Here is a 15,796-nt window from a genome sequence, read left to right on the forward strand (position 1 = left end):
TTTAGTTGCAGGAACTTGGGTGGTACCGCGGTATATTATCGTCCCTTGTGTTGAACAAACACATGGGACGTTTTTTATTACAAAAAAAGGAGAAAGATGATGATTAGTGAACAGCTTGATAAGATCAGAGAGGAAGCTCTTAAGCAGATAGAGAGTTCTGATGGTCTTGAGAAACTCAACGAGATCAGAGTAAATGTTCTTGGTAAAAAAGGTGAACTTACAAGTATCCTTAAGAGCATGAAGGACGTTGCTCCAGAGGATAGACCTAAGGTTGGTCAGCTTGTTAATGAGACAAGAGAAGCAATCGAAAAGGTTTTAGAAGAGACTAAGTCCAAAATGGAAGCTGCAGCACGTGATGCTAAGCTCAAGGCAGAGGTTATCGACGTAACACTTCCTGCCAAGAAGAATAAGGTTGGACACAGACATCCTAATACAGTAGCTCTTGAAGAAGTAGAGAGAATCTTTACAGGAATGGGCTACGAAGTAGTTGAAGGACCAGAAGTCGAGAAGGATTACTACAACTTTGAAGCTCTTAATATTCCAGCTGATCATCCAGCTAAGGACGAGCAGGATACCTTCTATATCACAGGAGATCTTCTTCTTAGAACTCAGACATCTTCTACACAGGTTCATGAAATGGAAAAGGGACGTATTCCTATCAAGATGATCGCTCCTGGTAGAGTATTCCGTGCTGATGAAGTTGACGCTACTCATTCACCTTCTTTCCATCAGGTAGAAGGTCTTGTGATCGACAAGGATATTACATTTGCTGACCTTAAGGGAACTCTTGCAGAGTTTGCTAAGCAGCTCTTTGGACCAGATACTAAGACAAAATTCAGACCACATCACTTCCCATTCACAGAGCCATCTGCTGAGATGGACGTAAGCTGCTTTAAGTGCGGCGGTAAGGGATGCCGTTTCTGTAAGGGAGAGGGATGGATCGAGATCCTTGGCTGTGGAATGGTACATCCTCACGTATTAGAGATGAGCGGAATTGATCCTAACGAGTATGTAGGTTTCGCTTTCGGTGTCGGACTTGAGAGAATCGCACTTCTTAAGTATGAGATTGATGACATGAGACTTCTCTATGAGAATGACATCAGATTTTTGAATCAGTTCTAATGATAGATTTAACAGATTAAGAAAAGGGGATAAAAAAATGAATTCATCCAAATCATGGATTAAAGCATATGTACCAGATTTAAATTGCACAGATCAGGAATTCTTTGACGCAATGACTCTTTCTGGAACCAAGACAGAAACATACGAGCCACTTGATAAGAACCTCGACAAGATCGTAGTTGGTCAGATCGACAAGATCGAGCCTCATCCAGACGCTGATAAGCTTGTTATCTGTCAGGTTAATATTGGAACAGAGACTATCCAGATCGTTACAGGCGCAAATAATATGAAAGAGGGCGACAAGGTTCCTGTTGTTCTTGATGGCGGAAGAGTAGCTGGTGGTCATGACGGCGGCCCACTTCCAGAAGGAGGAATCAAGATCAAAGCAGGTAAGCTCCGCGGAGTACCATCAGCTGGTATGATGTGCTCAATCGAAGAGCTTGGTTCTACTAGAGATTTCTATCCAGAAGCTCCAGAGGAAGGTCTTTATATCTTCCCACAGGATACAGAAGTTGGCGCAGATGCAGTAGAAGTACTTGGACTTCATGACACTGTATTTGAGTTTGAAGTAACATCTAACAGAGTTGACTGCTACAGCATTCTTGGTATCGCTAGAGAAACTGCAGCTACATACAAGCTTCCTTTCAAGGCTCCAGTAGTAGAAGTTAAGGAAGAAGCTGATGGAAACGCTAAGGACATGATCAGCGTTGAGATCAAGGACACAGACCTTTGCACAAATTACTGCGCAAGAGTCGTTAAGGATATCAAGATCGCTCCTTCACCAAAATGGATGCAGAGAAGACTTGCCAGTGTTGGTATCAGACCTATCAACAACCTTGTAGATATCACAAACTATGTAATGATGGAATATGGCCAGCCAATGCACGCTTATGATATGAGCACTATTGCTGGTAACAAGATCGTTGTTAAAAGAGCTAATGATGGAGATACATTTGTTACTCTTGATGGTCAGGAGAGAAAGCTTGATAAGGACGTTCTTATGATCTGTGACGGCGAGAAGGAAGTTGGTATCGCTGGTATCATGGGTGGTGAGAACTCAATGATCACTGACAATGTAGATACAGTTCTTTTTGAAGCTGCTACATTCAATGGACCAAACATCAGAAAGTCAGCTAAGAGAGTAGGTCTTCGTACAGATGCATCAGGTCTTTTTGAGAAAGGACTTGATCCAGCAAACGCTCTTGATGCTATTAACCGTGCTTGCCAGCTTGTAGTAGAGCTTGGCTGCGGTAAGGTTGTTCCTGGTGTTGTTCAGGTTGGACTTCCAATTGCTCCTCTTAAGAGATTTGCTCTTGAGGCAGACAAGATCAATAAGCTTCTTGGAACAGATATTTCTAAGGATGAGATGATCGAGATCCTGGGTAGAGAAGAAGTTGGCTATGATGCAGCTACTGATGAGGTTATCATCCCATCATTCAGACAGGATCTTAACCAGATGTGTGACATCGCTGAGGAAGTTGCTAGATTCTTTGGATATGACAAGATTCCTACAACTCTTCCAAAGAACAGCGCTACAACAGGTGGCATTTCATTCAAGATGAGAGTTGAGAAAAAAGCTAGAGAGGTTGCTCAGTTCTGCGGCTTCTCACAGGGCTATACATACTCATTTGAAAGTCCTAAGGTATTTGATAAGCTTCTTTTACCAGAGGATGCAAAAGAGAGACAGGCTATCAAGATATCTAACCCATTAGGAGAAGATTTCTCTATCATGAGAACTATTCCTCTTAACGGAATCCTTACTAGCCTTGCTACAAACTATAATCGTAGAAATAAGGATGTAAGACTCTATGAGATGGGCAACATCTATGTTCCAAAGAGTCTTCCTCTTACAGAGCTTCCAGATGAGAGAATGCAGCTCACACTTGGTTTCTATGGAGAAGGTGATTTCTATAGCATGAAGGGTGCAGTTGAGGAGTTCCTTGATAGCGTTCACATGCTTGATAAGCTTACTTATGATCCAAATGCAGGCAAGCCATTCCTTCACCCAGGAAGACAGGCTAATATCGTTTATGACGGAGAAGTTATCGGATATCTCGGTGAAGTTCACCCAGCTGTATGTGATAACTACGACATCGATACAAGAGTATATGTAGCAGTTATTGATATGCCTCATGTTGTCAGTCATGCTGCATTTGATACTATCTACACAGGAATTGCCAAGTTCCCTGCAGTTACAAGAGACCTTTCAATGGTAGTTCCAAAGAACGTCCTTGCTGGAGACATCGAGAAGATGATCAGACAGCGCGGCGGCAAGAAGCTTGAAAGCCTTGAGCTCTTTGATATCTATGAAGGAGCACAGATCAAGGAAGGCTTCAAGTCAATGGCTTATTCTCTTTCATTTAGAGACAAAGAAAAGACCCTTGAGGATGAAGAAGTAGCAGCAGCAATGAAGAAAATATTAAATGGACTTGAGTCTCTTAATATTGAACTTCGTTCATAATATGTTACAATCATATTTGGCAAAGAGAAGATTGTTCTTCGAATAATAAAGTTGGGGATGATGCATTTGCATCATCCTCTTTACTTGTTTTAAGGTAAGAGTTTTTATGACCAAATACTTAGGAGGTATATATGAATAGAAAGAACGTATGGACAACCTATAGCGCTGCTCAGCTCAAGAAAGTTGATCAGTTTGCAGAGGACTACAAGAAGTTCCTTGATGAGTCCAAGACAGAAAGAGAAGCTATCGATACTATCGTAAACGAGATCGAGGCTGCAGGCTACAGAGAGCTTAATACTCTTATTGGTAGCAAGACAAAGCTTAAAAAGGGTGACAAGGTTTATTCAGTATGGATGAACAAGTCAATCGCTATTTTCCAGATGGGTTCAGAGCCAATGGAGAATGGTCTTAATATTCTTGGAGCACACATCGATTCTCCAAGACTTGATGTTAAGCAGAATCCACTCTATGAGGATGGCGGATTTGCTTACCTTGATACACACTACTATGGCGGTATCAAGAAGTATCACTACGTAGCTATGCCACTTGCTATTCATGGCGTACTTGTTAAAAAAGATGGCACAACAGTTCAGCTTAACGTAGGTGAGGACGAGGATGATCCAGTATTCTTCGTATCAGATCTTCTTATTCACCTTGCACAGGATCAGCTCAGCAAGAAGGCTTCTAACGTTATCGAAGGTGAGGCCCTTGATCTTATCATTGGTCATAGACCATTTGTAATTGAGAGCAAAGAAAAAGAAAAGGCTGAAAAGAAGGATGCAAAGCTCACAGCTGGTCAGCAGTATGCAATTGCAGCTGAGAAGGCTGAGAAGGCTGAGAGCGGCAAGGTATCTGGCGCTGTTAGAAGAGGAATCCTTGCAATCCTCAATGACCTTTATGGAATCGAAGAGGAAGATTTTATCTCTGCAGAGCTTGAGATCGTTCCTGCTGGTAAGTCAAGAGACGCTGGCTTTGACAGATCAATGATCATGGGCTATGGACATGACGACAGAGTATGTGCATTCCCTTCAATGAGAGCTATCATGGAAGCCAAGAACCTCAAGAGAACAGCTTGCTGCATCCTTGTTGATAAGGAAGAGATCGGATCAGTTGGTGCAACTGGTATGCGCAGCAGATTCTTTGAGAACGCAGTAGCAGAGCTTATGGCTCTTACAAAGGAAGGCTTCAATGATCTTTCACTTAGAAGATGTCTTGCAAATTCTTGCATGCTTTCATCTGACGTAAGTGCTGGCTTTGATCCTTCATATGCATCATGCTTCGAAAAGAAGAACGCATCTTTCCTTGGCGAAGGTCTTGTATTTAACAAGTTCACAGGTGCTAGAGGTAAGAGCGGATCAAATGATGCTAACGCTGAGTTCATAGCTGAGATCAGACGTGCCCTTGATAAAGAAGGCATCGTATATCAGACAGCAGAGCTTGGTAAGGTAGACGTAGGTGGCGGCGGAACAATCGCTTACATCCTTGCACTTTACGGAATGAACGTTATCGACGCTGGTGTTGCAGTTCTTAACATGCATGCACCATGGGAAGTAATCGATAAGGCTGACCTTTACGAAGCACTTAGAGGTTACGTAGCCTTCCTTCAGAACATTGATTTTAGAAACGAGTAATTAAATGTCAGAATTAGGATTATCAACTTCAGATTATTATTTTGATCTCCCTGAGGAGCTTATTGCACAGGACCCTATGGAAAAGAGGGATGAGTGCAGACTCCTTGTGGTAGACAAAAATACTGGAGAAATAGAACATCATAAATTTAATGAGATCATAAATTATTTAGAGCCAGGTGATTGCCTGGTTCTGAATAATACAAAGGTTATCCCTGCAAGACTTCTTGGAGAAAAGGAAGGGACGGGCGCTGCCGTAGAGATCCTTCTTTTAAAGAGAAAAGAAGCTGACGTTTGGGAGACTTTAGTTAAACCTGGTAAAAAGCTTAGACCGGGAGCCAGAGTATCTTTTGGTGGAGGCATGTTAAAGGCTGAGATCCTGGATATAGTAGAAGAGGGTAATCGTCTCGTTAAGTTCTATTATGATGGAATATGGGAAGAAGTGCTTGATAAGCTTGGTGAAATGCCACTTCCTCCATACATTACCCACAAGCTTCAGGACAAGAATATGTATCAGACTGTATATGCCAAGTATGAGGGCTCAGCAGCAGCTCCTACAGCGGGACTTCACTTTACAGAAAAACTTCTTGAAGATATCAAGGCAAAGGGCGTAGATATGGCCTTTGTAACTCTTCATGTAGGTCTTGGTACATTTAGACCTGTTAAGGTTGATAATGTAAAAGAACATCACATGCATACTGAGTGGTATCAGGTAACTCAGGAGGCTGCTGACAAGATCAACAAGGCTAAGGCTGAGGGACACAGAGTAATCTGCGTTGGAACCACAAGCTGCAGAACTATCGAAAGCGCAGCTGATGAAAGTGGCCACTTAACTGAGTGTAGCGGAGATACATCAATCTTCATCTACCCAGGATATAAGTTTAAAGTCTTAGATCAGCTTATTACAAACTTCCATTTACCAGAATCAACTCTTGTTATGCTGGTATCAGCTCTTGCTGGAAGAGAGCACGTTTTAAATGCTTATGAAGAAGCAATAAAGGAACGTTACAGGTTCTTTTCCTTTGGAGATGCGTGCTTCTTTAAATAAAAAAATTTTGGACCTAGGGGACGGGGTTAGTGGTTCATTTTTTGAACCACTAACCCCGTCCCCTAGGTCCATTTTATTTATTCCTTATTTCCTGCACCTTCTGAATACTTCTCATCGCAGTATTTACAGCGATAGATCTCTTTTTCTTCATCTGCAAGATAGAAGATCTGAGGAAGCTCCTGCTCGATAGAAGAGATGCATCTAGGATTGTGGCACTTGATAACTCCTGTGATCTCTTTAGGAAGTACAAGAGCTCTTTTTTCAATTATCTCACCAGCCTTGATAACATTGACTGTGATGTTGTGATCAATAAAAGCAAGGATATCAAGATCAAGGGTATCGATATCGCATTCAACCTTTAAGATGTCTTTTTTGCCCATTACTTTACTCTTGGCATTTTTGATGATAGCAACTGTTGAATCAAGCTTATCAAGGCCAAGGTGACGATATATCTGCATTCCCTTGCCAGCCTGAATATGATCAAGAACAAAGCCTTCTTCAATTTTTCCAATATTTAACATGAATAACCTCTTTTCTTAATGTGCTGATCAAAATTTTCTAAGGAGCCCTTCATTCATATGGGCATCTGTCATATCAAGGAGAGTTAGGATAAGAGCCATACGCACATACAGACCGTATTGAACCTGTTTGAAGTATGCTGCTCTTGGATCATTATCGATCTCAACAGAGATCTCATTAACTCTTGGAAGTGGATGAAGGATGTACATCTTTTCCTTGGCAAGTTCCATCTTGGCTTTATCAAGGATATAGAAGTTCTTGAGCCTGATGTAATCTTCTTCGTTAAAGAATCTTTCCTTCTGTACACGTGTCATGTACAGGAAATCAAGACGTGGCATAACGTCTTCAAGCTTAATTACTTCTTCATATGTAATGCCTTTAGAATCAAGCATTTCTGTGATGTAATCAGGAACCTTTAATTCCTTTGGGGAAATGAAAATAAAATGAATCCCGGTATAACGGGTAAGAGCATTTATAAGAGAATGAACTGTTCGGCCAAATTTAAGATCGCCGCAAAGACCAATGGTGAAATCACCAAGTTTACCATATAAAGATCTGATAGTGAGTAAGTCTGTAAGAGTTTGTGTGGGGTGCTGATGACCACCATCACCTGCATTGATTACTGGAATAGAAGACTTAGAAGCTGCGACCATTGGAGCACCTTCTTTTGGATGACGCATTGCACAAATATCTGCAAAGCAAGAAATAACACGAATTGTATCAGCAACACTTTCTCCCTTGGCTGCTGATGAGTTGCTGGCATCGGCAAATCCTAAACACTTGCCACCAAGCCTTAACATTGCTGTTTCGAAACTGAGCCTCGTTCTGGTACTAGGTTCATAGAAACATGTCGCCATTATCTTCCCATCACATTTGTGGGAGTAGGCATCCATGTTTTCTTCGATATCTTTGGCAACATCGAAGAGGTCCTCTAGCTCATCAACTGAGAAGTCCAGAGGGTTCATCATGTGACGCAAACTATTCATACAATCTCCTCTTTTATATATAATTTTATGATTGGATTATTACTGCGGTAAAAACATTTCTGCAGGACGTGATCCATCCAAAGGCATATGATACATCATTTCATCGTTTCCGTAAACTTTAAAATATAGTTCTTTTGAAGTTGTGTTGAGACTGTTTACGATTCCGTTATATAAAACAACTGGATCACTGCCATCAAGATTACATCTCTTTAGAGCGGGATTAGTCTCGCTAGAGTATGCGTAGTAGATGTATCTGTCGTCTATTGTGTAAAAATCAATCCTATCTGATGTAACAAGCTCAGGAATGCCTGTAAGGAGGCTGGCACGCCATAAGCTGTAGTTGGATTCGCCATTCATGAAATAGATATACCCATTTTTTACAACAGGGAAGAAGTAGTAGCCTGTAAGGAAATCCCTGGTATAATCACCGTTTTGAGTGTAGAGCATATGGATGCTGTGATCCTTGGTAACACCGGAATAGTAGATAACACCGTTGTCGTAGCAAACTGGAGAAGCCATTTCCTCATAAACGACCTTTTTATCTGTCTTGTTGACCTTTATCTTCTCGAGATATCCACCATCAGTCTTGACCTGATAATAGAGATATTCGCCGCAGAGCTGAACCTCGCCGCACATTTCCCTTGCAAGACACTTAAGATCACCTGTCTTGGTGTTGTATCTGTATACGCCGTACTGATTAGTAGCAGAACCAAGACCAGTTACCTTACCTGATGTGTTGCTGGAATCCATATAGAAATAAAGGATGCCATTAGCACCGCTTATATATTTGACGCCCATATTTGTAAGTCTCTTGGAATGAGTTCCATCAGGATCCATGGAATAGAGACAGTTACTATCATAAGGATTGGCAAAATAAACTTTGTCACCCATTTCAAAGACTAATCCGTAATTGTGGAGATTGCCGGCAGAATTGCCAGTGTCATAAGGAGACATAGGGATAATATTTCTGTAGATGTGAAATGCTATAAAAGCACCTGCAAGTATGACTAAAATAAAACTAATAAATATATATCCTTTTTTCATATGTTACCCCGCGAATTTACTAATACTATTATAGGCGCGTTATTTCTTGCTATCAAGCGGTATTTGTTCTAAACTCTTATTAATGAAAAACGCGGAGGATGGTATGGACTTAAAAGATCTAAGGGCAGAGATTGATGTTGTTGACAAGCAGATAGTGGAGCTCTTTGAAAAGAGAATGGATATAGCTTCACAGGTTGCTGATTATAAGATATCTACTGGTAAAAAGGTTTTTGACAAGGAAAGAGAAGAGGTTAAGCTCCAGGCAGTACAGGATATGACAGCTTCTGATTTTAACAAGGTAGGGGTAAAAGAGCTCTTTTCACAGCTCATGTCCATGAGTAGAAAACTTCAGTATCAAAAGCTCACAGAGGCAGGAGCTTCTGGTAAGCTTCCATTTATTGAGATAGATTCTATTGATAAAGAGGGCTCCAGAGTGTGTTTTCAGGGGGCTGCAGGTTCTTATTCTGAAGAAGCCATGAAAAGATTCTTTGGAGAAAATGTTAACAGTATCGCAGTTGAGACATTTAGAGATGCCATGGCCGTTTTGGAGGATGGCAGCTGCGACTTTGCAGTTCTTCCTATCGAGAATTCCACAGCAGGTATTGTAAGCGAGATTTATGACCTTCTTGCAGAATATGAGCACTACATTGTTGGAGAGCAGATAATCGAGATAAAGCATTGTCTTTTGGGCGTTCCAGGAGCAAAGCTTGATGACATCAAGACTGTATATTCACATCCTCAGTCACTTATGCAGAGCGCAAAGTTTTTAGCTGATCACAGCAGTATCAGCCAGATCAGTATGAAGAATAATGCCTTTGCAGCCAAGAAGGTAGCACAGGATGGTGATAAGTCTCAGGCTGCTATAGCAAGCAAAAGAGCTGCTGACGTCTATGGCCTTGAAGTTATAGAGGAAGGCGTAAATCAGGCTGATTCAAATTCCACAAGATTTATCATCGTTACTAATCAAAAGGTATTTTTAAAGAGTGCATCCAAGATCAGCATCTGCATGGAGATTCCTCATGAGGCAGGAGCGCTGTATCATCTGATGTCACACTTTATCTACAATGGACTTAATATGACCAAGATCGAGTCAAGACCAATAGAGGATAGAAATTGGGAATACAGATTCTTTATTGACTTCGAAGGCAATCTATCAGACAGCGCAGTCAAGAACGCACTTAGAGGTCTTAGAGAAGAAGCTAAGTTACTTAGGATCTTAGGTAACTATTAAAAACACAGGGGTATCTTATGGGTGGTGAAGTATTTGCAGCAATTGACGTAGGTTCTTACGAGATAGCGCTCAAGATCTTTGAGCTGTCAATGAAGAACGGAGTACGTGAGCTTGATCATGTCAGACACAGAATGGATCTTGGAAGTGAGACCTATGCTTCCGGTAGGATCTCAAGTCATCATGTGGATGAGATGATCAGGATATTTGGCGAGTTCAAAAAGATAATGAAGGGCTATGGTGTTACTCACTATCAGGCCTATGGAACCAGTGCAGTCAGAGAGACCAATGACATCTTGATCGTAAGAGATCTATTAGAGCAGAGAACTGGCATACATTTTGATGTCCTTAGTAATTCAGAGCAGAGATTTTTGGATTACAAATCAATTGCCTTAAAGCATGATCATTTTGAGAAGATAATCAAAAGGCCTACAGCCATCGTAGATATAGGCGGTGGAAGTATCCAGATTTCTTTATTTGAAAAGGGAAGACTTTTTGCAACCCAGAATCTGAAAATGGGTGTGCTTCGTCTTTTTTCAACCATGAGACTGGTTCAGGCCACAAGATCCAAGTATAGTGACCTTGTGCCAGAGCTTGTAAATTCTCAGCTTTCAGTTTTTTCCAAGATGCATATCAAGGATAAAAAGATCGAGAACATTGTCATCATAGATGATTATGTTTCTCCTATCATGCAGAGAATGGGCATCGGTAACGGTAAGGAAGGCTTTGCTACCAAGGAAGAGTACAATAGATTCATTGAAAGATCAGCTACCATGAGTGACCTTGAAGTAGCCAAAAAGCTCAACATTCCAGAGGATAACGTGCCGCTTTTATATGTGTCAGGTCTTCTGATCAAATGTATTCTTGACATGGCCAAGGCAGAGAATATATGGGCTCCCGGCGTTACGCTTTGCGATGGAATAGCTTACGAGTACGCTGAGAAAAAGAAATATATTCAGTCATCACACGATTTCGAACAGGATATCATTGCATGTTCTGAGAATATTTCGAAGAGATTTCTTGGAAGCAGATCAAGAAGAGAGACGCTTCAGAGCATTGCTCTTAATATTTTTGACAATACCAAAGAACTGCATGGACTTACTAAGAGAGATAGGCTTCTTTTAAACATCGCAACCATTCTTCATGACTGCGGCAAATATATCAGCCTTGTGTATCTTGGCGATTGCTCCTACAACATCATAATGTCTACGGAGATCATTGGTCTTTCTCACATAGAGAGAGCTATCGTTGCCAATGTAGTTAGATTTAATCATGAAGACTTTGAATATTATAATTCAGGAAATCAGTATTTTGATGGCTTTTCAAGGGAAGATTACCTAAGGGTTGCCAAGCTTACAGCTATCATACGAGTAGCCAATGGCCTTGATAGAACTCACAAACAAAAGTTTAAAGATGTAGATGTCAGCATCAAGGACAAGGAGCTTATCATAAAGGTTGATACTTCAGATGATATAACCATGGAGAAGGGACTTTTTACTAATAGGGCTAACTTCTTTGAAGAAGTATTTGCTATAAAACCAGTTATCCGTCAGAAAAAGATTTATTAAAAAAAGAGGGCGTATATGAGGAAAAACAAAGAAGCAAAAAAACTAAACTTTGATGATCCTAAATTGTACATAAACAGAGAGCTTAGCTGGATCTCTTTTAACGAAAGAGTCTTGTCAGAAGCAGTAGATAAGAGTAATCCTCTTTTTGAAAGGCTTAAGTTTCTTAGCATAACGGCAAGTAATCTGGATGAGTTTTTCATGGTCAGAGTTGCATCACTTATAGATATGATCAACGCTGATTACAAGAAGCTTGATATTTCAGGCATGACTGCTACTGAGCAGCTGGACGCAGTTCTTAAAAGCCTCCATAAATTTGTGGACAGGCAGTATGAGATCTACAATGAACAGCTGTTACCACTTCTTTTGGATAATGGGCTCAAGATCTGTGATCCAAGCGAGCTTAGAGGTGATGATGCAGATTATGTCAGCAGATATTTTGATGAGTATGTGTATCCTGTTTTGACACCTATGGCCGTTGATTCATCAAGACCGTTTCCTCTTATCAGAAATAAGTCTCTTAATATAGGAGCGCTTCTTAAAAAGAAAGAGGGAAAGGACGGCGTTGATTTTGCCACAGTTCAGGTGCCTGATGTTCTGCCAAGGATCATCGAGATTCCTTATGACGAGGAAGATGATGATATCAGAAAAGTAGTTCTTCTTGAAAAGGTTATTCAGGACAACATGGATAAGCTTTTCCTTAACTATGATATTTTGACAACAGCTCCTTACAGAGTTGGTAGAAATGCGGACCTTTCAATTGACGAGGACGAAGCGGAGGATCTGTTAAAAGAGATCGAGAAGCAGATAAAACTTCGTCAGTGGGGCCAGGCTATAAGACTTGAAGTAAACGAGGGAATGGATCCTAAGCTTCTTAATCTTATTGCTGAGGATCTGGGAGTTGAAAAAAGTGAGATCTATACCATAAATGGTCCACTTGATCTTACTTTCCTTATGAAGATGTACAAGCTTGTAGGCTTTGATCATCTTAAGGAACACAGATATAAAGCTCCTGCTGCAGTACCTGAGTTTAATAACGACAAGGATATTTTTGAGGTTATCAGAAATGGTGATGTCCTTATGCATCATCCATATGAGACCTTTGAAAATGTAGTTAAGTTTGTAGAAAGAGCTGCTGTTGATCCTGATGTACTTGCTATCAAGCAGACTCTTTACAGAGTTAGTGGTAATTCACCTATTATTGCAGCTCTTGCTAAGGCTGCTGACAATGGCAAGCAGGTAACGGTTCTCGTTGAGCTCAAGGCTAGATTTGATGAAGAAAACAATATCGTTTGGGCCAAGATGCTTGAAAAAGCAGGCTGTCATGTTATCTACGGTCTTGTGGGCCTTAAGACTCATTGTAAGATCACTCTTGTAGTCAGAAGAGAAGAAGATGGAATAAAGAGATACGTTCACCTGGCAACAGGTAACTACAATGATTCCACAGCCAAGCAGTATACTGACGTTGGCCTCTTTACCTGCGCACCTGCATTTGGTGAAGATGCAACTGCTGTATTTAATATGCTTTCTGGATATTCTGAGCCTCTTGGATGGAATAAGCTTTCAATTGCGCCATTGTGGCTAAAGGATAGGATACTTGATCTTATTAAGAGAGAAGAAGAGCACGCTCTTGCAGGAGAGCCAGCTAGGATCATAGCCAAGATGAATTCGATCTGTCACAAGGATGTCATTGCGGCTCTGTACAGAGCAAGTAATGCAGGCGTCAAGATAGACCTTATTGTCAGAGGTATATGCTGTCTTAGGGCAGGTGTTCCTGGAGTTTCAGAGAATATAACTGTAAGATCGATCGTTGGTAACTTCCTTGAGCACAGCAGGATCTTCTATTTTGAAAATGGAGGAAGTCCTGAATACTACGCAAGTAGTGCTGACTGGATGCCTAGAAACCTTGAGCGAAGAGTGGAGATTCTTTTCCCAATTGAAAATGATAAGCTCAGGAAAAAGATCTGGCATATTCTTGATATGGAACTTAAGGACAACAAGAAAGCCCATGTCATGGATGCTGAGGGAAGATTTAATAAGATAACTAATGATGAGTTTGGAGAAGAAATTAATTCTCAGCTTGTCTTTGGCTTGGAAGCCACAGAGAAGGCTAAGCTTCCAACAACTCAGAACACAAGGGTCTTTGTTCCAGAGACTCATAGTACATAAAGAAAGAGGATTTTTATATGCGTTACGTTTTAGCGTCAGGATCACCAAGGCGCAAGGAACTGCTCAAACAGGTAGTTCCACAGTTCGAGATAATACCTGCCGTATCAGAGGAAGAAACCAAATGCAGTGAGCCATGCGACATTGTAAAGGAGTTATCATTCCAAAAAGCTTCAGAGATTTTTCACAAAATCTTAACGGATAAGTCAGAGGTCTCTATTGTAATAGGCGCAGACACCATTGTATCATTTAATCATAGAGTACTGGGCAAGCCTAAAGATAGAGATGAAGCGGTTTCGATGATAAAGATGCTTCAGGGTAACTCCCACGAAGTATATACAGGAGTTACTATTTTCTATCAAAAAAATGGCGAGACCTGTAGCCATACCTTCTATGAAGAGACTAAGGTAGAGGTTGAGCCTATGACAGATGCTGAGATAGAAAATTATGTCAGCACTGGGGAATCTGATGATAAGGCTGGTGCCTATGCAGTTCAAGGCAAGTTTGCGATATTTATCAAAGGCCTTGTTGGAGATTATTACAATGTGGTAGGACTTCCAATTGCAAGACTCTATAAGGAAATGAAAGAATTAAATTTACTGTAAGTTTGGAGGTTTGTTATGCACGAGTATGATGAAGCGGTTTTGAGATGCTTTTTAGAGAATCAGGGGCAGCTTTTTCCAGAAAATGTTGCAGAGAATATGGAAGAGGCAGAGGCATTCCTTGAGGACTGCATGGCTGTAGTCGTTGATGGGGCTGATGAAGTTGAGGAGTATTTTGAAGAAGCTGGAATTGATACAGAAGGATCAAATGTGCTTGAGGCTGACGAAGTATTTGAGGTTGGCGACGGTAGATACTTGATCGTTGAGGGATAAAATGGACAAAAATAAAAAGAAGATTTTTTTCTTTGATCTAGACGGAACCCTTCTGACTAGTGAAAAGAAGATTTCTGATAAGACTATGGATGCCCTTAAAAGGTTTACTGATGCAGGAAATCATTTCTGCATCAATACAGGACGAGCTATAGACAGCGCCAAAGCTGTCTATGAGGGTCTTGGCCTTGATTTTAAGGGCAGTTTTTTATGCGGATCAAACGGAACAGAAATATATAGTGTTGACGATCAGAAGTACGTATTTAAGACAGGTGTGCCCTTAGACCTTGTGCCTAAGATTATCGATCTGTCAGAGCAATACGACATTCACTGCCACACCTATAACGAAACTCATATCGTTAGCAAAAGAAATGGTGAGTGCATGGACTATTACAGAAGAGTTATCAAGACTCCTCTCATAGTAACTGATGACATCATGAAAGAACTATCATCACCACCATCTAAGATGATCGCTATTGAACTACACGATCACGACAAGCAGGAACGCTTCCGCTTAGCCCTTCAGGACCTAGTAGGCGACAAGCTAACTCTTTTATACTCAAACCCATATTACATGGAAATTTTTCCATCAGAAGCTGGTAAAGGAAGCGTAGTAAAGCGCCTTGCCTCCTACCTAAACATTCCCGTCGAGAATACCCTCGCCGCAGGCGATGAACAAAACGACATTTCCATGATCGAAGCTGCAGGCCTAGGCATAGCCATGTCCAACGCCACAGACCTCGTCAAATCCATCGCCGACGTCATCACAGATTTCGATAACGACCACGACGGCCTAGCTCCTTTCATAGAGGATGCTATTTAAGTTCATTTCTGATTTTTTTGGGGGCGCGCCCTCTGGGACTACTGGGGCCGCCAGCACCGCGCTGGTCTGCATAGCCTTTGGCGGAGGCACCACCCCTTGAACATATTTTTTTTCATCCTTCGGTTTTTATGTTTATGGGGCCGGATTTCTTTCTTATAATTCTTTGAAACAAACTCGTCTTTGAAGCACATTTTTGGCTGTAAAGTTTTGAGTTTGAACGATTGTCAAAAAACGCCATTTTTCTTATGCTCATAAGCAGCTTTTGACACGCATGCGGTTTGCGTTGTTTGAAGCAGGGCGAAGAGAATTTATATAAGTGGTCACGCCCGCTTTT

General features: G+C 41.1%; 13 protein-coding genes and 1 other annotated feature (1 of these 14 cut by a window edge). Of the genes, 10 read left to right on the forward strand and 3 right to left on the reverse strand.

What is annotated here, in order from left to right; translation table 11 throughout:
- Positions 1 to 49 (forward strand) — a binding site (T-box leader); it begins 189 nt to the left of the window's first position.
- 50 nt (positions 50 to 99) lie between these two features.
- From pheS to queA, 4 genes are all read left to right on the forward strand, one after another.
- Entirely contained in the window at positions 100 to 1,122 is a 1,023-nt protein-coding gene (gene pheS, locus BLS24_RS04370) for a phenylalanine--tRNA ligase subunit alpha (protein ID WP_330393331.1), read from the forward strand.
- A 37-nt stretch (positions 1,123 to 1,159) separates the two neighbouring features.
- Positions 1,160 to 3,583, forward strand: coding sequence for a phenylalanine--tRNA ligase subunit beta (gene pheT / locus BLS24_RS04375; protein WP_091756498.1), 2,424 nt, complete (start codon positions 1,160 to 1,162; stop codon positions 3,581 to 3,583).
- Between the two features lie 131 nt (positions 3,584 to 3,714).
- Positions 3,715 to 5,214, forward strand: coding sequence for an aminopeptidase (locus BLS24_RS04380; protein WP_091756500.1), 1,500 nt, complete (start codon positions 3,715 to 3,717; stop codon positions 5,212 to 5,214).
- 4 nt (positions 5,215 to 5,218) lie between these two features.
- Positions 5,219 to 6,259: a tRNA preQ1(34) S-adenosylmethionine ribosyltransferase-isomerase QueA gene (gene queA / locus BLS24_RS04385; protein WP_091756502.1), complete on the forward strand. Its 1,041-nt coding sequence runs from the start codon at positions 5,219 to 5,221 to the stop codon at positions 6,257 to 6,259.
- A 77-nt stretch (positions 6,260 to 6,336) separates the two neighbouring features.
- Here the strand turns inward: queA and BLS24_RS04390 are convergent, their stop codons facing one another.
- The 3 genes from BLS24_RS04390 to BLS24_RS04400 are packed head-to-tail and all read right to left on the reverse strand — an operon-like array spanning position 6,337 to position 8,808.
- The gene (locus BLS24_RS04390) at positions 6,337 to 6,780 is read right to left on the reverse strand and encodes an aspartate carbamoyltransferase regulatory subunit (RefSeq protein ID WP_091756504.1); all 444 of its coding nucleotides are present in this window, start codon (positions 6,778 to 6,780) and stop codon (positions 6,337 to 6,339) included.
- A 27-nt stretch (positions 6,781 to 6,807) separates the two neighbouring features.
- Positions 6,808 to 7,755 carry an aspartate carbamoyltransferase gene (gene pyrB / locus BLS24_RS04395; protein WP_091756808.1) on the reverse strand — a complete coding sequence of 316 codons (948 nt, stop codon included), beginning with the start codon at positions 7,753 to 7,755 and terminating at the stop codon, positions 6,808 to 6,810.
- 48 nt (positions 7,756 to 7,803) lie between these two features.
- Positions 7,804 to 8,808, reverse strand: a complete 1,005-nt coding sequence (locus BLS24_RS04400) for a DUF5050 domain-containing protein (protein ID WP_091756506.1) — start codon at positions 8,806 to 8,808, stop codon at positions 7,804 to 7,806.
- 103 nt (positions 8,809 to 8,911) lie between these two features.
- Here BLS24_RS04400 and pheA point away from each other — a divergent pair, with 103 nt between their 5' ends.
- From pheA to BLS24_RS04430, 6 genes are read left to right on the forward strand one after another with little or no spacing between them, the layout of a single operon-like run.
- Positions 8,912 to 10,039, forward strand: coding sequence for a prephenate dehydratase (gene pheA, locus BLS24_RS04405; protein WP_091756508.1), 1,128 nt, complete (start codon positions 8,912 to 8,914; stop codon positions 10,037 to 10,039).
- Positions 10,040 to 10,056: 17 nt separating this feature from the next.
- Entirely contained in the window at positions 10,057 to 11,604 is a 1,548-nt protein-coding gene (locus BLS24_RS04410) for a Ppx/GppA phosphatase family protein (protein WP_091756510.1), read from the forward strand.
- A 15-nt stretch (positions 11,605 to 11,619) separates the two neighbouring features.
- Positions 11,620 to 13,770, forward strand: a complete 2,151-nt coding sequence (locus BLS24_RS04415) for an RNA degradosome polyphosphate kinase (protein WP_091756512.1) — start codon at positions 11,620 to 11,622, stop codon at positions 13,768 to 13,770.
- Positions 13,771 to 13,787: 17 nt separating this feature from the next.
- Positions 13,788 to 14,372 (forward strand): Maf family protein, encoded by a 585-nt coding sequence (locus BLS24_RS04420; RefSeq protein WP_091756515.1) that lies wholly within the window; start codon positions 13,788 to 13,790, stop codon positions 14,370 to 14,372.
- Between the two features lie 15 nt (positions 14,373 to 14,387).
- Positions 14,388 to 14,642, forward strand: a complete 255-nt coding sequence (locus tag BLS24_RS04425; protein ID WP_091756517.1) for a glyoxalase — start codon at positions 14,388 to 14,390, stop codon at positions 14,640 to 14,642.
- A 1-nt stretch (position 14,643) separates the two neighbouring features.
- Entirely contained in the window at positions 14,644 to 15,462 is an 819-nt protein-coding gene (locus BLS24_RS04430; RefSeq protein WP_091756519.1) for a Cof-type HAD-IIB family hydrolase, read from the forward strand.
- Positions 15,463 to 15,796 lie beyond the last annotated feature (334 nt).

Origin of the sequence: Butyrivibrio sp. INlla18 (genome assembly GCF_900103635.1) — a bacterium.
Taxonomy (GTDB): Bacteria; Bacillota; Clostridia; order Lachnospirales; family Lachnospiraceae; genus Butyrivibrio.

What these genes read in the sequence shown, in the direction of transcription:
- pheS (WP_330393331.1), top strand. Translation starts at nt 100, where the DNA reads ATGATTAGTGAACAGCTTGATAAGATCAGAGAGGAAGCTCTTAAGCAG.
- pheT (WP_091756498.1), top strand. Translation starts at nt 1,160, where the DNA reads ATGAATTCATCCAAATCATGGATTAAAGCATATGTACCAGATTTAAAT.
- BLS24_RS04380 (WP_091756500.1), top strand. Translation starts at nt 3,715, where the DNA reads ATGAATAGAAAGAACGTATGGACAACCTATAGCGCTGCTCAGCTCAAG.
- queA (WP_091756502.1), top strand. Translation starts at nt 5,219, where the DNA reads ATGTCAGAATTAGGATTATCAACTTCAGATTATTATTTTGATCTCCCT.
- BLS24_RS04390 (WP_091756504.1), bottom strand. Translation starts at nt 6,780, where the DNA reads ATGTTAAATATTGGAAAAATTGAAGAAGGCTTTGTTCTTGATCATATT.
- BLS24_RS04400 (WP_091756506.1), bottom strand. Translation starts at nt 8,808, where the DNA reads ATGAAAAAAGGATATATATTTATTAGTTTTATTTTAGTCATACTTGCA.
- pheA (WP_091756508.1), top strand. Translation starts at nt 8,912, where the DNA reads ATGGACTTAAAAGATCTAAGGGCAGAGATTGATGTTGTTGACAAGCAG.
- BLS24_RS04410 (WP_091756510.1), top strand. Translation starts at nt 10,057, where the DNA reads ATGGGTGGTGAAGTATTTGCAGCAATTGACGTAGGTTCTTACGAGATA.
- BLS24_RS04415 (WP_091756512.1), top strand. Translation starts at nt 11,620, where the DNA reads ATGAGGAAAAACAAAGAAGCAAAAAAACTAAACTTTGATGATCCTAAA.
- BLS24_RS04420 (WP_091756515.1), top strand. Translation starts at nt 13,788, where the DNA reads ATGCGTTACGTTTTAGCGTCAGGATCACCAAGGCGCAAGGAACTGCTC.
- BLS24_RS04425 (WP_091756517.1), top strand. Translation starts at nt 14,388, where the DNA reads ATGCACGAGTATGATGAAGCGGTTTTGAGATGCTTTTTAGAGAATCAG.
- BLS24_RS04430 (WP_091756519.1), top strand. Translation starts at nt 14,644, where the DNA reads ATGGACAAAAATAAAAAGAAGATTTTTTTCTTTGATCTAGACGGAACC.